Annotated in this window: 20 protein-coding genes; 10 read left to right on the top strand and 10 right to left on the bottom strand. The window is 68.4% G+C overall.

Going from position 1 to position 22004, the window contains the following annotated elements:
* Positions 1-23: 23 nt before the first annotated feature.
* The 4 genes from NG1_RS07260 to fadD11 all read left to right on the top strand — a co-directional run bounded on the left by NG1_RS07260 (position 24) and on the right by fadD11 (position 5836).
* On the top strand, positions 24-1526 hold the full coding sequence (locus tag NG1_RS07260) for an aldehyde dehydrogenase family protein (RefSeq protein ID WP_062969234.1): 1503 nt from the start codon (positions 24-26) through the stop codon (positions 1524-1526).
* Positions 1523-2989 (top strand): flavin-containing monooxygenase, encoded by a 1467-nt coding sequence (locus NG1_RS07255; RefSeq protein WP_062969232.1) that lies wholly within the window; start codon positions 1523-1525, stop codon positions 2987-2989. Before NG1_RS07260 ends, NG1_RS07255 begins: the two co-directional genes overlap by 4 nt.
* Complete coding sequence (locus NG1_RS07250; protein ID WP_062969230.1) at positions 2986-3864, top strand: short-chain dehydrogenase/reductase; 879 nt, start codon at positions 2986-2988, stop codon at positions 3862-3864. Before NG1_RS07255 ends, NG1_RS07250 begins: the two co-directional genes overlap by 4 nt.
* 130 nt (positions 3865-3994) lie before the next feature.
* On the top strand, positions 3995-5836 hold the full coding sequence (gene fadD11, locus NG1_RS07245) for a fatty acid--CoA ligase FadD11 (protein ID WP_062969228.1): 1842 nt from the start codon (positions 3995-3997) through the stop codon (positions 5834-5836).
* Between the two features lie 14 nt (positions 5837-5850).
* Here the strand turns inward: fadD11 and NG1_RS07240 are convergent, their stop codons facing one another.
* The 5 genes from NG1_RS07240 to NG1_RS07220 all read right to left on the bottom strand — a co-directional run bounded on the left by NG1_RS07240 (position 5851) and on the right by NG1_RS07220 (position 11875).
* Positions 5851-6423, bottom strand: a complete 573-nt coding sequence (locus NG1_RS07240; RefSeq protein ID WP_084498748.1) for a GNAT family N-acetyltransferase — start codon at positions 6421-6423, stop codon at positions 5851-5853.
* A 106-nt stretch (positions 6424-6529) separates the two neighbouring features.
* Entirely contained in the window at positions 6530-6808 is a 279-nt protein-coding gene (locus NG1_RS07235) for a hypothetical protein (protein WP_062969226.1), read from the bottom strand.
* Positions 6809-7035: 227 nt separating this feature from the next.
* Positions 7036-8463 (bottom strand): phytoene desaturase family protein, encoded by a 1428-nt coding sequence (locus NG1_RS07230; protein ID WP_062969224.1) that lies wholly within the window; start codon positions 8461-8463, stop codon positions 7036-7038.
* A 26-nt stretch (positions 8464-8489) separates the two neighbouring features.
* A complete protein-coding gene (locus NG1_RS07225; protein ID WP_062969222.1) occupies positions 8490-10310 on the bottom strand; it encodes a DUF3556 domain-containing protein in 1821 nt (606 codons plus the stop codon).
* 98 nt (positions 10311-10408) lie between these two features.
* Positions 10409-11875 (bottom strand): class I adenylate-forming enzyme family protein, encoded by a 1467-nt coding sequence (locus tag NG1_RS07220; RefSeq protein ID WP_062969220.1) that lies wholly within the window; start codon positions 11873-11875, stop codon positions 10409-10411.
* A 170-nt stretch (positions 11876-12045) separates the two neighbouring features.
* On the opposite strand from NG1_RS07220, the gene NG1_RS07215 reads away from it, so the two are divergent.
* From NG1_RS07215 to NG1_RS07200, 4 genes are all read left to right on the top strand, one after another.
* Positions 12046-13272 carry an RsbRD N-terminal domain-containing protein gene (locus NG1_RS07215; RefSeq protein ID WP_062969340.1) on the top strand — a complete coding sequence of 409 codons (1227 nt, stop codon included), beginning with the start codon at positions 12046-12048 and terminating at the stop codon, positions 13270-13272.
* A gap of 149 nt (positions 13273-13421) precedes the next feature.
* Positions 13422-14342: a TIGR04222 domain-containing membrane protein gene (locus NG1_RS38105; RefSeq protein ID WP_063910270.1), complete on the top strand. Its 921-nt coding sequence runs from the start codon at positions 13422-13424 to the stop codon at positions 14340-14342.
* Positions 14335-15207: an MbnB/TglH/ChrH family RiPP precursor modification enzyme gene (locus NG1_RS07205; RefSeq protein WP_245659814.1), complete on the top strand. Its 873-nt coding sequence runs from the start codon at positions 14335-14337 to the stop codon at positions 15205-15207. The genes NG1_RS38105 and NG1_RS07205 overlap by 8 nt, the downstream gene beginning before the upstream one ends.
* A complete protein-coding gene (locus NG1_RS07200) occupies positions 15204-15551 on the top strand; it encodes an SCO6045 C-terminal-like domain-containing protein (protein WP_174554906.1) in 348 nt (115 codons plus the stop codon). The genes NG1_RS07205 and NG1_RS07200 overlap by 4 nt, the downstream gene beginning before the upstream one ends.
* A gap of 11 nt (positions 15552-15562) precedes the next feature.
* On the opposite strand, the gene NG1_RS38750 is transcribed toward NG1_RS07200, so the two are convergent.
* Positions 15563-15691: a hypothetical protein gene (locus tag NG1_RS38750; protein ID WP_281218113.1), complete on the bottom strand. Its 129-nt coding sequence runs from the start codon at positions 15689-15691 to the stop codon at positions 15563-15565.
* Positions 15692-15959: 268 nt separating this feature from the next.
* Between NG1_RS38750 and NG1_RS07195 the strand changes: the two genes are divergently transcribed.
* Positions 15960-16460 (top strand): metallophosphoesterase family protein, encoded by a 501-nt coding sequence (locus NG1_RS07195; protein WP_062969216.1) that lies wholly within the window; start codon positions 15960-15962, stop codon positions 16458-16460.
* Between the two features lie 307 nt (positions 16461-16767).
* Here the strand turns inward: NG1_RS07195 and NG1_RS07190 are convergent, their stop codons facing one another.
* From NG1_RS07190 to NG1_RS07180, 4 genes are all read right to left on the bottom strand, one after another.
* Positions 16768-17859, bottom strand: a complete 1092-nt coding sequence (locus NG1_RS07190; protein ID WP_062969214.1) for a mechanosensitive ion channel family protein — start codon at positions 17857-17859, stop codon at positions 16768-16770.
* A gap of 207 nt (positions 17860-18066) precedes the next feature.
* Complete coding sequence (locus NG1_RS36420; RefSeq protein WP_157113891.1) at positions 18067-18213, bottom strand: hypothetical protein; 147 nt, start codon at positions 18211-18213, stop codon at positions 18067-18069.
* A gap of 137 nt (positions 18214-18350) precedes the next feature.
* The gene (locus NG1_RS07185; protein WP_062969212.1) at positions 18351-19808 is read right to left on the bottom strand and encodes a lipase maturation factor family protein; all 1458 of its coding nucleotides are present in this window, start codon (positions 19806-19808) and stop codon (positions 18351-18353) included.
* A 76-nt stretch (positions 19809-19884) separates the two neighbouring features.
* On the bottom strand, positions 19885-21435 hold the full coding sequence (locus tag NG1_RS07180) for an acyl-CoA carboxylase subunit beta (protein ID WP_062969210.1): 1551 nt from the start codon (positions 21433-21435) through the stop codon (positions 19885-19887).
* Positions 21436-21654: 219 nt separating this feature from the next.
* Here NG1_RS07180 and NG1_RS07175 point away from each other — a divergent pair, with 219 nt between their 5' ends.
* Positions 21655-21990 carry an MmcQ/YjbR family DNA-binding protein gene (locus tag NG1_RS07175; protein ID WP_062969208.1) on the top strand — a complete coding sequence of 112 codons (336 nt, stop codon included), beginning with the start codon at positions 21655-21657 and terminating at the stop codon, positions 21988-21990.
* Positions 21991-22004 lie beyond the last annotated feature (14 nt).

Raw genomic sequence — 22004 nt, 5'->3', positions numbered from 1 at the left:
ACACGAAAGGGACAGCGTTGTCTATGAGCGTCTCGACCGGCCACCCCGCACCGTCCGCGGTGTCGACCTTCGATGTGCACGACCCGGCCACCGGCGCGGTGGTCGGCACCTACCCGGTCCACGACCGCCATGCCGTCGATGCCGCCGTGGCCACGGCTCACCGGGCCGCGGCCTGGTGGCGCGACCTCGGCTTCGCCGGGCGCGCGCGGCACCTGGACGCCTGGCGCGGCGAGATCGCCTCGGGCCGTGCGGAATTGGCCGAGGTGATCCACCGCGAGATGGGCAAGCCGATCTCCGACGCCAAGCTCGAGATCGCCATGGCACTCGAACACCTGCGGTGGGCGGCGCGCAACGCCGAGAAGGTACTCGGGCGCCGTAGCGTGCCGTCGAGCCTGCTGACGTTCAACCACGCGGCCACGGTCGAATACCGTCCCCTCGGGGTGGTCGGCGTCATCGGCCCGTGGAACTACCCGGTCTTCACTCCGCTCGGTTCCATCTCGTTCGCGCTGGCCGCCGGAAACGCCGTGGTATTCAAACCCAGCGAGTACACCCCCGGCGTCGGGCTGTGGCTCGCGCAGGCCTTCGCCCGCACCGCGCCCGCCGAGCCGGTACTCCAGGTGATCACCGGGCTCGGCGATACCGGGAACGCGTTGTGCCGCAGCGAAGTCGGCAAGATCGGGTTCACCGGTTCCACCGCCACCGGCAAGCTCGTCATGGCCGCCTGCGCGGAGAATCTCACGCCGGTGCTGATGGAGTGCGGCGGCAAGGACGCGCTCATCGTGGACGCCGACGCCGATCTCGCCGCCGCCGCCGACGCGGCGGTCTGGGGCGGGTTGTCCAACGCGGGGCAGACCTGTCTGGCCGTCGAGCGCGTGTACGTCCATGCCGATGTCTACGACGAGTTCCTCACGAAGCTGGTGGCGGCGGCGGCCGAGATCGAGGCGGGTGGCGAGGGCTCGCGAATCGGACCCATCACCATGCCGAAACAGCTTTCGATCATCCGCCGCCACATCGAGGACGCCGTCGCGCGCGGCGCGCGAGCCGTGCTCGGCGGCCCGGACACGATCGATCGCCAGTTCGTCCAGCCGACCATCCTGGTCGACGTCCCCGAGGACGCGGCCGCGGTGACGGAGGAGACCTTCGGTCCCACCCTGACGGTGACCAGGGTCCGGGACATGGACGAGGCCGTCGAGTTGGTCAACCGCGGCGCGTACGGGCTGGGCGGCACCGTCTTCGCCCGCCGCCACGGGCGCGAGATCGCCGACCGCATCCGCGCGGGCGGCACCTCGATCAACGCCTTCGTCGCACACGCCACCATCCCCGCTCTGCCGCTCGGCGGTGTGGGCGCCTCGGGCTTCGGCCGCGTGCACGGCCCGGACGGCCTCCGGGAATTCACCTACGCCAAAGCCACCACGCGCCAGCGCTTCCCGTCCCCGCTGCCGCTCACCTCGTTCCGGCGAGACCATCGCGCGGACGCGATCGCCGACCTGCTCGTGGCGATTCTGCACGGAAGGAAGCACCAGTGACATCCGACCCGATCGAGCACACACCCGTAGCGATCGTCGGCGCGGGACTGGGCGGCATCGGCCTGGCGATCAAGCTGCGCGAGGCCGGATTCGACGACCTGGTCATCCTCGAACGAGCCGACGACCTCGGCGGCACCTGGAGCGCCAACACCTACCCCGGTTGCGCATGCGATGTGCCCTCGCACCTCTACAGCTACTCCTTCGCGCCCAATCCCGACTGGTCGCGCACCTACGGCAAGCAGCGCGAAATCCTCGACTACCTGCGCACGGTGGCCGTCGAACACGATGTCGTGCGGCACATCAGATTCGGCGCCGAACTGCTCGACGCCCGGTGGGACGAGCAGCGTTCGCTCTGGCGCATCGAGACCTCGCGAGGAACGCTCACCGCGGACTTCCTGCTCTCCGCCGCCGGGCTCTTCGCCGAGGCGAAGTATCCGCAGCTACCCGGCATGGACTCGTTCGCGGGCACGTCATTCCACTCCCTGCACTGGGATCACGACCACGATCTCACCGGCGAGCGGGTCGCGGTGATCGGCACCGGCGCCTCGGCGGTGCAGTTCGTCCCGGAGATCCAACCGAAGGTGGCCCAGCTGCTGCTGTTCCAGCGATCGGCCCCGTGGATCGTCCCGCGCATGGATCGCCGCACACGCGACCTGGAGCGGCGGCTGCTCCGGCGTATACCGCTGGCGCAACGCGCGATCCGCGGTGGGTTCTACGCGGCGATCGAGACGTTCGGGCTCATCTCGCTGGTCGACCAGCGCTTCCGGCACCCCTACGAAGCACTGGGCCGCTGGCAGCTGCTGCGCCAGGTGCGCGATCGGGATCTGCGCAAGAAGCTCACACCCGACTACGTCATCGGGTGCAAACGCGCCATCTTCTCCGACACCTACCTCCCGGCGCTCGACCAGCCGAACGTCGACGTGATCACCCAATCCATCGCCGAGATCCGGCCGCACTCGATCCTGCTGCGCGGCGGCAGCGAGCACCCGGTGGACACCATCATCTTCGGCACCGGCTTCACCTCGATCCCGACCGCCTACGAACGCTACGCCGGACGCGACGGGCAAACGCTCGCCCAGCTCTACCGTCGACGGCCGCAGAGCTACCTCGGTGTGGCGGTGGCCGGGTTCCCGAACTTCTTCTGCACACTCGGTCCCTTCGGCGCCGCCGGTAACCAGTCCGCGATCTACATGATCGAATCCCAGATCGCGTACATCGTCGACGCCCTGCGCCACGCACGGTCCTCCGGCGCGCGCCGCGTCGAGGTGCGCCCGGAGGCGCAGGCGGCCTTCGTCGAGGAGATGGCGCGCCGGAGCTCGTCGACGGTATGGCTGACCGGCGGTTGCCGCAGCTACTACCAGACGCCCGACGGGCTCAACGCTGGTCTGTATCCGAACTGGAGTTTCGAATACCGGCAGCGCACCAGCCGATTCGACACCGAAGCCTACGAGGTGAGCCGATGATCGACGACATCTTCTCGATCGGCCGCAGGCGCCGGAACTATTCGGTCGAGGGCCGGGTCGCGCTGATCACGGGCGCGGGCCACGGCATCGGGCGCGAACTGGCGGAGGTCCTGCACGACCGGCGGGCCTCGGTCGCCCTGGTCGACGTCGACCAGGACGCGGTCGGCGCCGCCGCCGCGACGCTGGGCGAACGCGCCCTCGCCATCGCCGCCGACGTCACCGACCGCGCGGCGATGCGCGCGGCGATCGACCGGGCCGCCGGGCATTTCGGCCGCTTGGACGTGGTGGTGGCGAATGCGGGCGTGGTGCCCCGCCCGGCGACGGTGCGCACGCTCGACGGGCGGGACTTCGATCGGGTCATGGACATCAACCTCACCGGTGTGTTCAACACGGTGCGCCCCGCGCTCGACCACGTCGTCACCGCGGGCGGTCACGTGGTCGTGGTGTCGTCGTGCGCCGCGTTCGCGCCCGGCATGGCGGGAGCCCCGTACATGATCAGCAAAGCGGCGGTCGAACAGCTCGGCCGGGCGCTGCGCGTGGAACTGGCCCCCTTCGGCGCTTCGGCGGGCATCGCCTATTTCGGCATCGTGGACACCCGCATGACACACGACACCCTCGATCACGACGAACTCGGCCGAGAACTGGACGACCTGCTGCCCTGGCCGTTGAACGTGCGGATCTCGGCCGCGCAGGCGGCCGCGACCATCGCCGACGGCATCGAGCGGCGCGCGGCGCGCACCATCGCACCGGCGGGCTGGGAGCCCTACGCACTGCTGCGCGGGGCGATCAACGTCGTGCTCGACAGCGCACTCGCTCGCGACCCCCGCGTGCACGACCTGCTGCGCCGGGTCGAAGCCCGCGCGACCCCGTCGTAACCTCCGAGCCCGTCTCATTCCGCATGCGGTCGCCGTACTCCGGTCACGGCGGCTCGCGGCCGTCCATCGCAGCTCCACGCAGCACAGTCCGGCCGCAACCCGCGTCACCCGATCCGAAGGAATTCCTCTTGTGAGCACCCCGACCTTCGACACACTCCCCGCCGCCTTCCAGTACAACGCCACCGTCGATCCGGACGCGATCGCCCTCCGATCCCCCGGGGACGCCGCCACCCTCACTTGGCGCGAGTACGCGGCGCAGGTCCAGCGAATCGCCGCCGGACTGTCGGCGCTCGGGGTGCGGCGCGGCGACACCGTCGCCTCGATGATGTCCAACCGCATCGATTTCTATCCCTTGGAAGTCGGGGCTCAGCACCTGGGCGCCACCAGTTTCTCGGTGTACAACACCGCGGCGCCGGAGCAGATCGCGTACGTCCTCGGCAATGCCGGTGTGCGACTGGTGATGTGCGAGCCTCGGTATGTCGAGCCGATGCGTGCGAGCGGAGTCGAACTCGACCACATCGTCTGCCTCGACGACGCACCCGAGGGCACTTTGTCGGTCGCCGACGTGATCGCCGCGGGCCAGGAGAACTTCGACTTCGACGCCGCGTGGCGTGCGGTCCGGCCGGATGACGTCGCCACGCTGATCTATACGTCGGGAACCACCGGCAACCCCAAGGGCGTGGAGACGACGCACGCGAACCTGATGTTCGAGTGCTATGCCGTCGATCGAGTGCTCGGAGTTCGCTTCGGCGACACGATCACGTCCTATATGCCGACCGCGCACATCGCGGACCGGCTCACCGCGCTCTACTTCCAGGAGGTCTTCGGCACCCAGGTGACCTGCGTCGCCGACCCCACCGGGATCGGCGCCGCGCTGGCCGACCTGCATCCCACGATCTGGGGCGCAGTGCCTCGCGTATGGGAGAAGCTGAAGGCGGCAATCGAATTCGCCGTCGCCATCGAACCGGACGAAGACCGCCGGGCCGCGCTGCACTGGGCGTTGGCGGTCGCCGCCCAGCGCAGCGCGCACCAATTGAACGGGGAACCGGTCCCGGAAACGGTCGCCGCCGAGTGGGCGCGCGCCGACCGGCTCGTGCTGTCGGGGTTGCGTGCGAAACTCGGACTCGACCGGGTCCGCTGGGCGATCTCCGGCGCGGCGCCCATCCCGGCCGAAACGCTCGGCTTCTTCGCCGGCCTCGGGATCCCGATCGCGGAGATCTGGGGCATGTCCGAACTCACCTGCATCTGCAGCGTCAGTCATCCCGGCGAGGCCGGACTCGGCACCGTGGGCAAGCTGCTGCCCGGCATGCAGGCCAGGATCGCCGAGGACGGCGAACTACAGGTGCGTGGACCGCTCGTGATGAAGGGCTATCGCGGAGAACCCGGCAAGACCGCCGAGGCCGTCGATTCCGAGGGCTGGCTGAGCACCGGCGATGTGATCACCATCGACGACGACGGATACCTCCGGGTCGTGGACCGCAAGAAGGAGTTGATCATCAACTCCGCCGGGAAGAACATGTCCCCCACCAACATCGAGAACGCGATCAAGGCGGCGACCCCGCTGATCGGGGCCATCGCCGTGATCGGCGACGGCCGCCCCTACAACACCGCGCTGGTCGTCCTCGACGCCGAATCCGCCGGACCGTACGCCGCGCGCCACCATCTGCCGGACTCGTCGGCGGCGGCCTTGTCGGCCGATGCCGGTGTCATCGAGCGGATCGCCGCCGGCATCGCCGCGGGCAACGCGCGACTCTCGCGGGTGGAGCAAGTCAAACGGTTCCGCCTCTTGCCCGCCTTCTGGGAGGCGGGCGGCGACGAAGTCACCCTCACCATGAAACTCAAGCGGCGAGTGATCGCCGAGAAGTACGCCACCGAGATCGCCGAACTCTACGACGCCGACCCCGGTCCCGCAGTCCGCGAACCCGGCGCACCTGTCGCCGCGGCGGTGGATTCGGCGCTGACAGCGGGTTGAGGCCGGGCGGGTGATCACCGCCGCATGACCCAGTACATTCCGCGGCCGGACTCCGCGGGCGCGGTCCTTTCCCGTGGCTCGATCCGATCCAGCCGGTAGCCGAGCCGCCGCGCGACCGCGGCACTGCGGGTATTGGCCTCGTCACAATGGATCTCGACACGGTCGACACCGGGTAATGCCAACGCGATACGGGTCAAGGCGGCCGCGCTCCGGGTGATCACTCCCCGGCCGGAGTGCGCGGTGTGACACCAGTAGCCGATCTCCACGGCTCCCGCACCGAGCCGGTCGTGCAGACCGATCGCGCCGAGCACGTTGCCCTCGGCGTCGAAGATGCCGAAGTTGAAGTTTCCGGCGGCGCTGGGCCAGCTCTCGTCCGTTTCCCGGCCGAAGGCGCGTTGGCCCTCCAGCGTCGCCGGTTCGGGCAGCCAGTCCATCCAGGGGTGAATCTCGTCGAACGACGCGTTGATCGCCTCGAGCCGCGGCAGCAGATCCTCCGGCAGCCAACGCCGCAACAGCAGTTCTCCGACTTCGATTCGTTGCGGCGGCCCCACACCCGGTGCGAGTGCGTAGCGCGGTTCGATGTCCATGCCCGTATATGGTGCTCGTCCGGCGCACGGGCGGGCAAACCGATATTGCGAGTGCGGCAGATTCGCGCGGCAGCCCATCGGCTATCCGCCCGGGCCGCGATGCGCCTCAGGCACCGCGGAGGCGGACCTCGGTGTCCAACTCGGCGGCAGCCGTGGCCAGTGCCGAGGCGTCCGGATCGGCTCCGATCCGGTCGGCCAATTCGGCTCGCGTCAGGATGAGCATTCCGCGCGTTTCGGGTCCGGCACCGGGTTCGATCCTGAGCTGCCCCTCTTCCAGGACCATCCGCGCGTCCGGCTCGCCTGCGGCCAGCAGGCGGCGCAGGTCATCTTGCGTGACTCGACCGGAATGAGGTGCGTTGCTCGGCGTCGTGTCGTCAGCATCCATGGTGATCGAGTGCCCTGGCGATCCCACAGGAAACCGGCAGGCCACGAAGTGACCGGCCGGCGCTACCGCCCGCTTCGTCTCGCCCGATCAGGCGAGAGCGAGCGCGGCACCCAGCGCGGCCAGGGCGGTGAACTGCAGGCCGTCCGCCCCCCGCCCGGAATGAGCGCGGCTCGCGGCCGGTGTCGAGGAGACCGCCCGCCGCCCGGATGACAGCGGCGTGCGCGACGCTAGGACGACTCCGCGATGCCCGCTTGCCGGAGAGCCCGCTGCGCGGCGTTCGCCCCGCACATGCCGTGCGCACCGGGACCCGGCGGTGTGGCCGCGGAGCAGAGATAGTGACCCGGCACACCGATGTCATAGGGTTGCAGAGTCTTTCGAGGACCGAACAGCAACTGCGGAATGTCCTTCGCCCCCGTCATGATGTTGCCGCCCACGTAGTTGGGGTTGTACTCGGCGAATCCCGCGGCGCTGCGCACGCTGGTCCCGGCTATGCGGTCGCGGAAACCGGGAGCGAAGCGTTCGATCTGGGCGGTGACGGCCGCTGTCGCGTCGCCGGGATAGCCGTGCGGAACGTGGGCATATGCCCAGATCGGATGGATGTCGCCGGCCGACCGTTGCGGATCGGCGAGGTACTGCTGGCCCACCAGGACGAAGGGGCGTTCGGGCATGCGTCCCGCGTGGATCTCGCGTTCGGTGGCGGCGATCTCGGCGAACGTGCCGCCGAGATGCACCGTTCCCGCCCGTCGAGCCGCCTCCGCCGTCCACGGCACGCCGCCGTGCACGGCGAAGTCGACCTTGAACGCGCCCGGTCCGTACCGGAAGGCGCGGTAGGACCTCCTGACCCGAGGGGGCAGGCGCTCACCGAGGATGTCCGCGACCGCGGTGGGCGCAAGGTCCCACATCGTCAGTTCCGCCCGCGGCAGATCGGACGCCGATCGCACGTGGACACCCGTTTCGATCTTCCCGCCGAGGTCACTCAGCACCGCGGCCATGGCTTCGGTGATCCGTTGCGATCCACCGGCGGCGACGGCCCAGCCATAGGTGTGGCCCGCGGTGAGGATGCCCAGGCCGACGCTGGCGCTGAGCGGCCGATGCAGCGGGCGGAAGGCATGCGCGGCGACGCCGCCGAACAGTCCCCTCGCCTGCTCGGTACGGAACAGGCCGGCCAGCAGCGTGGCCGGGGCCAGGGCGGGAATCCCGAAACGGGCCAGCCGGACCGGATGGCGCGGCAGGCGCAGCAGCGGCCGCATGATGTCGGCGCTCATCCGGTCGTAGCCCGCCGCCGTCCGTTCGAACAGCAGCCGCCACGCCCGGCCGTCGCCGCCGAGACCGGCGGCGGTCTCGGCGACCGAGCGCAGCAGCACGCCCGCGCTGCCGTCGTCGAGCGGATGGACGCAGTCGATCTCCGGCCATGCCCAGGACAATCCGTAACGTTCCGGGTCCAGGCCGCGCAGGAAGGGAGAGCCGACCGCCATCGGGTGGATGGCCGAGCAGTGGTCGTGCAGCAGACCGGGCACGATCGCCTCGCTGGTGCGGGTGCCGCCCCCGATCTCGTCGGCGCCCTCCAGCACGGTGACGTCCAGTCCGGCCCTGGCCAACGTGATGGCCGCGGCCAAGCCGTTGGGGCCGCCGCCGACCACGACTGCGGTGCTCAATTCGCTCTCCTGTCCATGCGAGGGCCTCAGCCGACCGGCTGCGGCGCGAGGACCCTAGCCGGGTCGTCCGGCGGCATCGGCACCGTGTAATCCGCGCGCCGCCAGGTCACCTCGTGCGGGATCGGGCCGTCGGGCAGCCACGGCTGCGTCTGCGCCGCGTCGCGCACTCGCCAGGTGCCGCGTTCGACGACGCCGAGCGCCGCGTCGATGACCTGATACCGCTGGATACCCCGGTGGATGGGCTGCGACTCCACCCACACCACGATCCACTCGCCCGGCGCGAATCCGACCCGGGACTGTACGGCCTTGATCAGATCCAGGTTGTGCAGGTGGCCGTCGCCGAAGTTGAAGCCGATCAGCGAATTGCAGCCGAACTCCGCTTCCCGCACGGTCCACCGGTCGATCGCCGGAATGTGCTTGTACAGCAGCGAGAACAGTCCGCGCCCTTGACTGTGCATCGAGCGCCACGCGATCGTCTGCTGCATGGTGATCTCCGCGACCTCGGGAGGGTAGCCCATGGCCTTCAACTGGTCGATCTGATTCAGCGTGGGCCGGTGCCCGATGGTGTTGAGTTTCTCCTCCGCGCCGGGCGCGAAGGCCCACAATGCGGACGCCCAGTTGCCGGCGTACTGGCGCATCGACGGCAGGAACGACACCAGATCCGGGCGCAGATTCCCGAGGATCGGGAAGAACACCAGCGCCGTGACGATCACCAGGGCCAGCCACGGGGAGGAGATGTCACCGAGGCCGTACCCGCCGCCGTTGGGGAAGCCCAGGAACAGGAACACGGTCAGGTAGGCGAACAAGACGTTCCACTCCAACGGCACCGCCAGCGGGAACGTCGAGGTGATGAACGCGTGGAAGACCACCATCAGCACCACACCGGCCAGCGTCAGCCGGTGGTCGGTGGAGAACAGCAGCACCAGCGGTGTGACGATCTCGACGGTCGTGCCGCCGACATGAGCCAGGAACGAGGCGACTTTGGAGGGGCGGATATCCCGGGGGAAGTCACGGTAGTGCAGCCGCTTGATCCACTTGGCGGGCACGCCGGGGCTGTTGGAGACCATCGGCGGTACCACGTTGCTGAAGTGCCGCCCGAATTTCGACACACCCGCGCCGATCCACACCGCGCAGATCAGCAGCTTGGCGGCGATGATCATGTCGACGAACGGCAACACCGCGAAGAACACCAGGGCGGGCAGGTACTGCTCGCCGCGGGCGGTGAGGAAGATCGTCTTGTCTCGCAGGCCGCACAGCACGTACAGCGCGATCGGAGCGATCAGCAGCGCCGGATTCACCAAGCCGGAGGTGTTCTCGGGCAGCACCGCGCTGAGCGAAGCGCTCGGTACGCCGGGCAGCACGATCGCTGCCAGCAATGTCGCCAGGAACGCCAGGTACAGCAGCACGTCGAGCACCGTGCGGGTATCACCGCTGGTGAACGGCACCCGCCGCCACGGCCGCAGGCGGATCGTGCCGGGGCGCGCGTAGAACAGGATGCCTCCGGTCATGGGCTTGAACTTGCCCGCGAGCGGCCCCCACGACCCGGCGATGCCGATCGCTTCGATCAGGACGGTCCACAACACGAGCTTCTGGTAGACCACCGGCTCGTTCCACCACGCCGAGACATCCCAGAACGGCCCGAGGCCGGAACTCCAGGTGGCCACGGCGACCCCGCCCAGCACCGAGACCAGCAGCACCTTGAGCAGATAGATCGTATGGATCATCTTCGGCGTTCCGAAGCCGTATTCGGCCCAATGCAGGGCGAGCGTTCGCATCCGCTCCCGCAACGGTTGGTCGAGGAATGTCGTCACATCGACGGGCGGGAAATCCGCTGTTTTGAATCCCATTGTTCGGCCTTTCTCATCCGATGAATCGAGCGCATACGAGGACCCGGACGATTTCGTTTCGGATCATGGATTTCCGCTCGGCACCGAGCGGAGAATGTCTACGGGGTGGCGATCGTGTCGGCGACGAGCGCGCGGAGTTTGCGTTTGTCGATTTTTCCGACCGGATTCCGGGGTAGTTCCTCGGTGAGTCCGATCGACACCGGTATCTTCGCCCGGGCCAGGGACATGCGGCAGTGCTCGAGAAGATCTTCGGCACCGACCCGCTCACCGGGCATCGTCACCACATGGGCGACCGGGACTTCGCCGAGGACCGGATCGGGAGCGCCGACCACGGCGGCCTCCAAGACCGCGGGATGGGCGTGCAGGACGTTTTCGATCTCTTTGGGGTAGATGTTCTCGCCGCCCCGGATGATCATGTCCTTGATCCGGTCGACCAGGACCAGGTATCCGTCCTCGTCGAAGTAGCCGACATCCCCGGTGTGCAGCCAGCCGTCGACCACCGTCCGCGCGGTCGCCTCCGGCCTGCCGAGATAGCCGCGCATCACGTTGGCGCCCCGGATCACCACTTCCCCGCTCGTCCCGGCGGCCACGATCGCTCCTTCGGCGTCCATGATCGCGACGGTCTGCCCCGGCAGCGGCAGCCCCACCGTTCCCGGTTTGCGCGGCCCGCCCGGCGGATTCAGCGTCGAGGCGCAGGTGCCTTCCGACAGTCCGTAGCCTTCGACGATCGGTACACCGAAACGGGTTTCGAATCGCGCGATCAGTTCCGCGGGCATGGGCGCGGCCCCGCAGATCACGCGGCGCAACGACGAGGTGTCCGGCCTCGAACTCGCCTGCTGCGCGACCAGCATCGCGTAGATGGCCGGTACGGCCGAGAAGTAGGTGGGCCGAACGCGTTCCACGATGCCGAAGAACGCCGAGGCGGAGAAGCGGCCCGCGATCGTGGCGCGTCCGCCCGCGAGCAGCGGCGACAGGATGCCGACCACGATTCCGTTGACGTGGAACAGCGGCAAGGTGAGCAGGCTGTGGTCGGTGTCGTCCAACGCCAGTGCCTCGACGAGCATCTCGCACATCGCGGCGATGTTGGCGTGGTCGAGAACCACCCCCTTCGGCTGCCCGGTGGTGCCGCTGGTGTAGATGATCAGCGCGGGAGCGCCGGGGTCGACGGGCGCCGGTTCGGCCGCGGCGGCCTCGCGGCCCGCGCCCGCCACTTCGGTCATATCGAGCGTTCCCGCTCCGCGTCCGCCTTCGGTGACGACCACCTTCGCCCGGCAGTCCTCGATCTGATAGCGCGCCTCCTCGAAAGTGGAATCCGGCTTCACCGGGGTGACCGCGGCGCCGAGCCGCCACGCCGCGAACAGAATGACGACGAATTCGAGTCGATTCGGCAAGACGAGGGCGACCACATCGCCTTCGCCGACTCCGTTCGCGGACAGCACAGCGGCTGCCGCGCATACCCGTTTCGCGAAAGTCTGGTTGTCGAGTTTTTCGCGGTCGTCCGCGATGCAGGGACCGGACGGATTCCATGTCGCCCGGACCTCCGGAATTTCTACGACGTGCTGCACGATTTCCTCAGATGATCGGGTGTGACGGGAATTACATTTCCAAGGTAGGTGCGGTGCCGGAACCCGGCTACGGGCCCGTATCCCAGTGTTTTCGTCCGGCTTTGTACCGGCGGCACAAAAGGATGCGGAATGCGTCGGAGCCGCCGCACGGGTTCGGGTACGGTCCCGGCATGAGCGTTGACGTGGACAGAACCATCCGCGATGTCGCCGGACGCGTCAAAGCCGAGATCGACCGCCTGACCGCCGAGATGACCGCGATGTTCAGCGAGGTGATCCCGGAGTTCCGCCACGACGACGAGGTGCGGCGCCTCATGATCGCCAGCACCGCGTCCAACCTCACCGCGATCCTCGACATGCTCACGCTGAGCATCTCCCGCGACGACATCACCGTGCCGCCCGCCGCCGCCGAGTACGCCCGGCGCTTCGCCCAGCACGGGATGTCCCTGGAGGCCCTGCTGCGGGCGTACCGCCTCGGCGAACACATGTTCATGCAGCGCATCATCGCCGCACTCCGGCGCTCCGAGGCCTCGGCCGATCTGGCCCTGGAGACCACCAGCCGGATCGGCATGCTGGTCAACAGTTATATCGACCACGTCATCGAAGGCGTCATCGACATCTACGAGAGCGAACGCCGGCGCTGGGACGCACGCACGGACAACACACGCGCGGCGCAGATCCGCGCTGTGCTCGACACCGAGGACCTCGACTTGGCCTCCGCCGAGCAGATGCTCGCCACATCGTTGCGGGGGTGGCATATGGCCGCCATCGTCTGGGTGCGCGAACCCGTCGGGTCATCGATCGACCTGCTGCGCGCGGGAGCCGAGATGCTCACCCCCGCGACCGGGAAGCACCCGCTGACGGTCCTGGTCGACGAGCAGAACTGCTGGGCCTGGATATCCTCCGTCGGCAAACCGTCGCTCGACGCCGAACGGCTGGAGCGAGACCTGCGCCGGCGGCCGGGTCTTCGCGTCGCGATCGGCGACTCCGGCGCCGGACTGACCGGCTTCCGGCAGACTTTCCGCGATGCCCAGCGTGCGCGCAACCTCGCGTTGATCGCCGATCCCGCTCGCCCGCTGACCTTGCATTCCCGAGTGGCGCTGGCGAGTCTGCTGATCGACCGGCTGCCCGATACCCGAGCCTGGGTGCACCGCGTGCTGGGTGACCTCATGGGCGACGACGAGACCACCGCGCGTCTTCGGGAGACGGTGCAGACCTATCTGGAAGCCCGCGGCAGCCTCACCGACGCCGCCGCGCGCATGCACGTCCACAAGAACACCGTGCACTACCGGATACGCAGGGCCGAAGAAGTACTCGGCCATCCTTTGACGGTGAACCGGCTGGAGACCGAAGTCGCCCTGATGGTCTCCGAGCAACTCGGCCTCGGCCGAAGGAGGTGAGCCGGGTCCCGCCCCGCCCCTTGGCGAATCATCCATGTGAGCGCCGAGGCAATACTCGGCGACATATGCGTGCCACGGCGATTCGCCATGGCGCGGGGACACCCGCGGCCCGATACTGAGTGCAGGTTGGACCGATTCCGAGGTGGAAGATGAATGTAATCGGGGTGGGCTCGGACGGGCTTGTCGCGGCCGGTGATACCTGGGGGATCTCCGGGCCGCAGTTCCTGGCCATCTACTTGCCGGTGGTGCTGGTCGCGGTGATCGCCGGGATCTGGCTGCGGTCACGGGTCACGGGCGCGGATCCGGACGCCGACGCGGTCACCGTGCCGGGCGCGGAGTTGACCTCACCCGAGGTGGGGCTGCTGTTCGGCGACCAGAACGCCGCATTGGCGGCGATGGCGCGGCTGCGTGCTCTCGACGCGATCGATTCGGGGGCCGCGACGGTTCGCGCCCTCACGGCGCAGGAGCGAGCGCAACTGGATCCGTTCACCGTCTCGGTGTACGACCGGCTGGCGACGGGTGAGCGCAAGAACGTGACGGCTTTGGTGGGCGGATCACCCGCCGCCCTCGAAACGCTGCGCGCCAGGATGGTGGACCTCGGGTACTTCCCCGGGCCCGCCGTGCGTCACGGGCTGCGCGACGCGGGGATGCCGATCCTGGTCACCGGCGCGCTCGGCGTGGTGCGGATCATCGCGGGCGCTTCGCACGGAAACCCGGTCGGTGTGCTGGTGGTGCTGGTGATCGCGCAGGCATTCGGTTACTGGCTGGTGGTTCGAAAGCCTCGGCTGACCGCGCTCGGTGTCCGTGCCAGGGACGCCGCGGCCGAGCGCAACCGGCATCTGGGGCCGAGCTATTCACCGTCCTACGCGACCTATGGCGCCGAGAGCGCGGCGCTCGCGGCCGCCGTTTTCGGTATCGGCGCGCTCATCGCGCTGGATCCCGGCCTTGCCCAGGCGGTCGTGCCGCCGAGTGCGTCGGGCGGCGGCGACGGGGGCGGCGACAGCGGCGGCGGAGACGGGGGCGGATGCGGAAGTGGGTGTGGCGGGGGCTGCGGCGGTTGCGGTGGATGAGTCCGGACCGCTGCCACCGGGGGCGCTCGGTATCGGCTGGCGGCCGGAGATCTGCGGGGTCATAGCCACCTTGACGGGGCTCGGGTTCTGCGAGGTCATCGCCGAATCGTTGCCCCGGGACCGCCACCGCGGCGGGCAGCCGGCCGTGCCCGAGGAGCTGGCCGCTCTGCGCGCGCGAGGCGTCGCCGTGGTGCCGCACGGCATTTCGCTGTCGCTCGGTGGCGCCGAACCCGTGGCAGGCCATCGCATCGAGCACTTGGCGGCCTGCGCGGCGGCCGTCGCGGCTCCGCTGGTGAGCGAGCACGTCGCGTTCGTCCGGGCGGGCGGACTGGAGGCAGGCCATCTCCTGCCGGTACCGCGTACCAGGGAAGCGCTCGACGCACTCACCGGCAATATCGCCCGCACCCGGGCGGCGCTGGAGGTCCCCCTCGCCTTGGAGAACATCGCCACACTGTTCGACTGGCCCGACGACGAGTACTCCGAAGCGGAATTCCTGGCTGAACTCGTCGACCGTACCGGCGTGTTGCTGCTGCTGGATCTCGCCAATGTCTACGCGAACGCCCGCAACCGGAGTCGCGAACCCCTCACCGAGCTCCTGCGCCTGCCCGCCGAACACGTGGCCTACTGCCACGTGGCGGGCGGTCACGAATCCGGCGGCCGCTACCACGACACGCACACCGATCCGCTGCCCGCCGAAGTTCTCGCGCTGGTAGCGGAATTCACCGCCCGGCATCCGGCGCCGATGATGTTGGAGCGCGATGGCAACTATCCACCCGCCGCCGAGTTGCTCGACGAACTGGACGCCATCGCCGCAGCCGCCGCCCGGTCGCCGATCACAGCCGGTGCCAGAGCGGAACCGGCGTGACTTCCCTGCCGGAGCACCCGACTCTCGCCGAGCGACAAGCGGCGCTGGTGCGGGCACTCGTGGCGGGGACGGCGGTACCCGCGGGATTCGATGTGGACGCCGTCGGTGCGGCGGCGGACGCCTTGCTCTACAAGCGCGCCGGTGAGGTGGCGCGTCGTTTCCCGCTGCTGGCGCACGCGTGTGAGGGCGACTTCACCGCATGCTTCACGGCGTGGGCTCGCACGCACCCGAAGACGACGACGTCCGCCGATGCGGCGGCCTTCGCGGCTGCCGCGGGCATCGACTGGAACCCCGGGCCCCGACGCCGGGAGAAGACGCGCTGGTGGCACCGGCTCCACGGCTGAACGCTCGGCGCCTACGGCTGGTGCGCTTCGACACGCACCGCGGAGTCGGCGGCGTCGCGACGCTCCTCGAGCCACACGCTGACCGCCACCGTCGCATACGCAGCGACGGTCGCCATCCCCGGCAGCATCAGCATCAGCATGAGAAATGAAAGCATCGAAGACACAAGCCCTCCCGGACAACAACGCGATGGAAACTGTCGCACCGGTGCGCCGCGCTGCGTCACCGTCACGCCCGGACATACCCACGCTCGGAGGTCCAATCTCGTCGAGACCACCGAGTGGATGTGATAGATATCACTCGAGAAATGCACCACGCGGCCTCCGAGTCGACCGGGATAATCCGGCGCCGCCGAAACCGCTCGTCCGCGAGTCGGCCGGTCCATATCCCGGCGTGGTACACCGGTCACCATGCGGTTGCTCATCATGTCCGATACGCACGTGCCCAAGCGTGCGCGTGATCTGCCGGAGCCGCTCTGGCGCGAGGTCGAGGCGGCCGATGTGATCGTGCACGCGGGCGACTGGGTGGAGGTGGCGCTGCTGGACCGGCTCGAAGCGCGCAGCGCACGCCTCATCGGCGTCTACGGCAACAACGACGGGCCGGACTTGCGCGCACGGCTGCCCGAGATCGCGCATGCCGAAGTCGGAGGACTCAGGCTGGCGGTGGTGCACGAGACCGGACCCGCGAAAGGCCGGGAGGAACGCTGCGCCCGGAATTTCCCGGACACCGACGTGCTCGTCTTCGGGCACAGCCACATCCCCTGGGACAGCGTCACCGCCACCGGGTTGCGCTTGCTCAATCCCGGTTCGCCGACTGATCGTCGCCGCCAACCGGAGCACACCTATCTCACGGCGCGGATACAGTCCGGCCGACTGAGCCGGGTGACCCTCCACACCCTCCCAAAACACTGACCCAGCGGCACGCGGGCCGAACCCATCGCTCCAGCCTTGCCGGTGCGTCCCGAACCACTGGACACCGCTCGCGCTTGGTAGCGGTCAGCACTTCCAGGGTCACCGGCTCTGCGAAACATCCGTCCGAGTCGATCGCGCGCAGCGTCTCGGTGATCGCTTGTTCGAAGGCGGACCGCCGGTCACCGAGAAGACGCCGCAACGGCAACGAGGTCGAGTAGAGGTAACCGATCGCCTGCTCGATCGTCCTCCATTGCGAACTCGCACCTCGTCCGGCGGTCACCCGAAGACTCGATGGCAGCGGTCCGGGTCAGTCACCGTAACCGTCGCCGCGGTCGCCGACCGGCGCCAGATGGCGGTCGTCGGTGGAGGAGTCGGTGATGGCGGTGGAGATCTTCGGCAGCGCGTGGGGGTAGTTGCGGCCCAGCCAGTCGAGCATTTCCTCGCGCACCGCGCAGCGCAGGTTCCACACGTCGTCGGCATTGGCCGCCGACATCGTCGCGCGCACCACGATATTCGTCGGCGTGCTGTCGGTGACCTGCAAACCCCAGTCCCGACCGTCCCAGTCCGGTCGCGTGCGCAGATACTCCTGCAGATGCTCACGCAGCAGCGGCACCGGTGTGCTGTGATCGAGATACAGGTAGACGGTGCCGGTGATCTGCGGGCCGCCACGCGACCAATTCTCGTACGGCTTGTTGTTGAAGTAGGAGACCGGCATGGTCAGCCTCCGGTCGTCCCAGATCCGCACGGTGAGGAACGCGAGGGTGATCTCCTCGACGATCCCCCACTCCCCCTCCACGACGACGGTGTCGCCGATCTTGACCGAATCACCGAAGGCGATCTGCAGACCGGCGATCAGGTTGCTCAAGGTCGACTGCGCCGCGACACCGGCGATGATGCCGATCACCCCCGCCGAGGCCAGCAGTGAGGTGCCCAGGGTCCGCAGACTCGGCACCAGCAGCAGGATCGCCACGGCGGCGGTCGTGACCACCAGGACCGAGGTGACGATCCGGCGCACCAGGCCGAGCTGGGTGCGCAATTGCCGTACCCGTGTGATGTCCTGGGTACGACGGGCATAAGAACGCAGCATGTTCTCCGCGACCGCGTCGGCGGCACGGATGACCACCCAGGCCGCCGCCATGATCGCCGCGGAGGCCAGGATGGTCCGGATCATCGTGTCCTGGCGCAGATCGAGGTGCGCCAGCGGATAGGTGGCGTGCAACGCCAGCGCGCCGAGCAACACCTGCACGGGCAGTTGCACCCGGCGCAACAGTGTGGGGAGTTGGGTGTCCGGACGCTTCCCGGCGATGTAGCGCAATAATCGGTCGATCAGCAGCCCGGCCGTCACAGTGATCGCCACCGTGCCGAACACGACGACGAGCGGCCGTAGTACTTCCTCCAACAGAACGAACTCCTTCTCCTCGTTCCACTCGGCACCGTTGCTCCGCAGGGTCTTCGCGGCAGGGGCAACGGGATGCGAGGAACGTCGAGCACCTGGTGCTGCTCAGCTCCAGTACGTGAGTGGAATGCTCTCGTTCCGGCTCTGGCGCAACGGCGTTCGAACCGTTGTCGTTTCTCGCCAGGCCTTCGCCGGCCAAGGGTGGTGTTCTTACAGCAGCGCCAGCGCGATACTCAGCACTGTCAATACCAGAACCCATGCCGCGACGGTCCATTCGATGGGGCCCTCGGAGCCGGGATAACCGCCGTCGCTGCGTCGGGCGGCGCGATACTGCGAGCGCGAGGCCGAAATGGACATGACATCCTCCTTCGGTCGGTTGCGTCATTCCGGCGCATACCCGCTTTCGCCGCCGATCGTCGCCGACGCACTGTGGCGAATACCACCCGATTCTCCGACCTCCGGCGCAAGCCGTTGCCGGCCAGAGGTTCTCGAGTTCAGTGACGGCCGGAGTGGCTGTGGTGGTGCAGGTCGTCCAAGGCAAGGGGCGGAACGTAGCGGCTGACCAGGGTGCGGTGCCACCACGCTCGGGTGCGAGCCAATTCGCGCGGTGTGGTGAAGCGATACAGATACAGTTGCGCCCGCACGAAACGCGGCGCGGCGTCCGGGAATGGATTGTGCCGCAGCAGGCGCAGCGTGGCCGGGTCGTTCTCCAGCAGCCGCGCCAGGAAGGCGGCCAGCCACGACTGCGCGTACCGCGGCGAGGTCGCGGCGAACCACATGAGCCAATCCAGGCGCAGGTGGTAAGGGGCCCATTGGCGTGGCAGCCGCCGCGGATCTCCGGGCTTGCCCTTGAACTCGTATTCCTTCCACTGCGTCCGATCGGTGACGGTCGACTCCTCGGTGCCTTCGACGACCACCTCGTAGCGGGTGCGACCGATGCTGCCGAACGCTCCGTAGGTGTTGACCAAGTGGTAGGGGTCGAACGATCGGTTCATGGCCTGGTGACTGGAGATCAGGTTGCGCGCCGGACGGTAGCTCAGGAAGACCACCAGGGCGGTGAACGCGATGACGAGGCCCACGAACCACGGCGGCGGGGGGGGCAAGGGCGGCGGGGCGGGCACCGGTAGCACCGCCGCCACCGCGGACCCGCTGAGAGCGCCGCACGCGAGGACGATCGTCAGCCAGTTCAGCCAGGCGAAATTGCCCGACACCACCAACCACAGCTGGGTGATCACGATGACGGCCGCGGCGATGCTCGCCACCGGCTGCGGTGCGAACAGGCCGAAGGGCACCACGAGCTGCGCCACGTGATTGCCCACCACCTCGGCCCGGTGCAGCGGCTTGGGCAGATGGTGGAAGAACCAGCTCAGCGGTCCGGGCATCGGCTGGGTCTCGTGGTGGTAGTACAGGCAGGTCAGATCGCGCCAGCACCGGTCACCGCGCAGTTTGATCAGTCCGGCGCCGAACTCCACCCGGAACAGCAGCCAGCGGGCGAGCAGGAGCACCAGCACCGGCGGCTCGGTGCGGTCGTTGCCGAGGAAGATCACCAGGAACCCGCATTCCAGCAGCAGTGACTCCCAGCCGAACGCATACCATTCCTGCCCCACGTTGACGATCGACAGGTAGAGCACCCACAACGTCGCCCACAGCAGCATCGCCGCCCACAGCGGCACCAGGTCGGCCGCACCGGCGACCAGCGCTGCGGACAGCGCCGCACCGAACCAGGAGACGGCGGCGAAGAAACGATCGGAATAGTGGACGTGGAAGATGCTCGGCACCCGCCGGAAGGACCGCCGGGCCAGCAAGCGCGGCACCGGAAGCATGCCGTGCTCACCGATCAGCGCCCGGAACTGCCGTGCGGCGACCAGGAAGGCGATCAGATAGACGGCCGCGACGCCGCGCGTCAGCATCTGCCTGCTCAACCAGTATTCGGATGCGGTGAACCAGTCCATGCCCGCAACTCCTCCGACCGCGGACCTTCATCCCCACACCGCCGCATACCCAGCCCGGCGGCGGGAAAACCCAGCACTACATCGGGTACAGGCTGTGCTTGCGCGGGTTGTGCTCGGCGGCTGCTTCCTTGTCCCGCAGCAGCTGGAGCGCGTGCCGTATCTCCAGCCGGGTACGGGATGGTTCGATCACCGCATCGATGTAGCCGCGTTCGGCCGCGATCCACGGAGTGGCGACGGTGGCGTTGTACTGGTCGATCATGAAATCCCGCACCGCCGCGCGCTGTTCTTCCGGCACCTGGAGCAGCTGGCGCCGCCCCGCGATGTCGACCGCGCTCTCCGCGCCGATCACCGCGATGCGGGCGGTCGGCCAGGCCAGGCTGATGTCGGCGCCGAGCTGCTTGCATGCCATGAAGCCGTAGGCGCCGCCGTAGGACTTGCGCACCACGACGTTGATGATGGGCACGGTCGCCTCGATGATCGCGCGGAACACACGTCCGCCGCGGACGATGACACCGTTGCGTTCCTCTTCGACGCCGGGAAGCACGCCGGGAGTGTCCACGACGAACACCAAGGGAATGCCGAAGGCGTTGCACAGCCGGATGAAATGTGTTGCCTTGTCGGAGCATTTCGCGTCGACCGCTCCCCCGAGCACCAACGGCTGATTGGCGACGACCCCGACGCTGCGTCCGTCCACGCGCGTGAAGCCGGTGATCAGATTGGCCGCGGTGGCGGAGCGGATCTCGTGGAAATCACCGTCGTCGAAGATGCGCAGCAGGATCTCGTGCATGTCGTATCCCTCGCGATCGGAGTCCGGGATGATCGACTCGAGCTCGAGGTCGGTCGCGGTGATCTCCGGCTCGAGACCGGGGTTCACCAGCGGCGCCTGCTCCAGGCAGCTCGACGGCAGATAGCTCAGGTATTTACGGGCCCAGTCGAATGCCTCCTGTTCGGTCGCGGTCACGTGGTGGATCGTGCCGTTGCGGGCCTGCACGTGAGCGCCGCCCAGTTCCTCCGCGGTCACGTCTTCGCCGGTCACCGTCTTGATGACCTCGGGACCGGTGACGAACATGTAGGAGTTCTCGGTCGCGACGAGAACGTCGGTGTTCACCGGGCCGTATACCGAACCCGCGGCGCACTTGCCGAGCATGATGGAGACCTGCGGGACGAATCCGGACAACCGCTCTTGGCGTCGGCTCATGTGGGCGAACCAGGCCAGGGAGGTGACCGCGTCCTGGATCCGGGCGCCGCCGGAATCGTTGATCGCCACCACCGGGCAGGCCTTCTCGTACGCGAACTTCAGGATGTGCGCGACCTTCCGGCCGAACATCTCGCCGACCGAGCCGCCGTAGACCGTCTGGTCGTGCGCGATGACCACGACCGGTCTGCCGTCGATGCGGCCGTGGCCGGTGACCACTCCGTCGCCGTACTTCGCATCCGGGGCTCCCGGTGTGCGCGCGAGTGCGCCGATCTCGACGAACGTTCCGGGATCCAGTAACGATCGCACGCGCTCACGGGCACTCGGGATGCCTTTGCTCTGCCGTTTGGCGATACCCGACGCACCCGCCGGTTCCTCGGCGGTCGCGAGGGTGTCCCGCAATCGCTCCAACTTCTCGCGCGTGCCGACCATCCGGATACTGCCCTCTCGACCTCACCGACAACTGCGCCGAACGATAGGGGGCTGGACGACGAGCGCTCAGGTCACGAGACGATTACTGGGCACTTCACAACGCGCCGGCCGTCGCGTTGGCACCACGCCCTATCGTTCCGACAGGCCCCGCACCGCCGATCTCGTCAGGAGTCGGACCACGCACGGGGAGTTCCGTTCCGGCCTGGAAGGATTCGGTGCATGAGTTTCACCGGGGACGATGTCCGGTCCTTCGCGCTGTCGCTACCGGAGACATCCGAACAGTTCACCTGGGGGATGCCGACCTTCCGGGTCGCGGGCAAGTTGTTTCTCACCCTTCCGGAGGCGGAGACCTCGATGGCGGTCCGCTGCCCCGTCGCCGATCGCGACGAACTCGTCGTCGCCGAACCGGGCAAGTTCTGGATCGCCGCGCACGAAGCGAACAACGCCTGGGTCCGCGTGCGTCTGACCGCCCTCGACGACCTGGCCGAACTGGAAGCCATCGTGCTCGACTCGTGGCGGCAGGCCGCACCCCGGCATCTCCTCGACGCCGGGTGACCTGCTCGCGCCCC

The organism is Nocardia gamkensis NBRC 108242 (assembly GCF_001612985.1).
Classification (GTDB): Bacteria; Actinomycetota; Actinomycetes; order Mycobacteriales; family Mycobacteriaceae; genus Nocardia; species Nocardia gamkensis.
The sequence above is the reverse complement of the archived record's forward strand: the minus strand, read 5'-3'. Positions and strand labels throughout refer to the sequence as shown.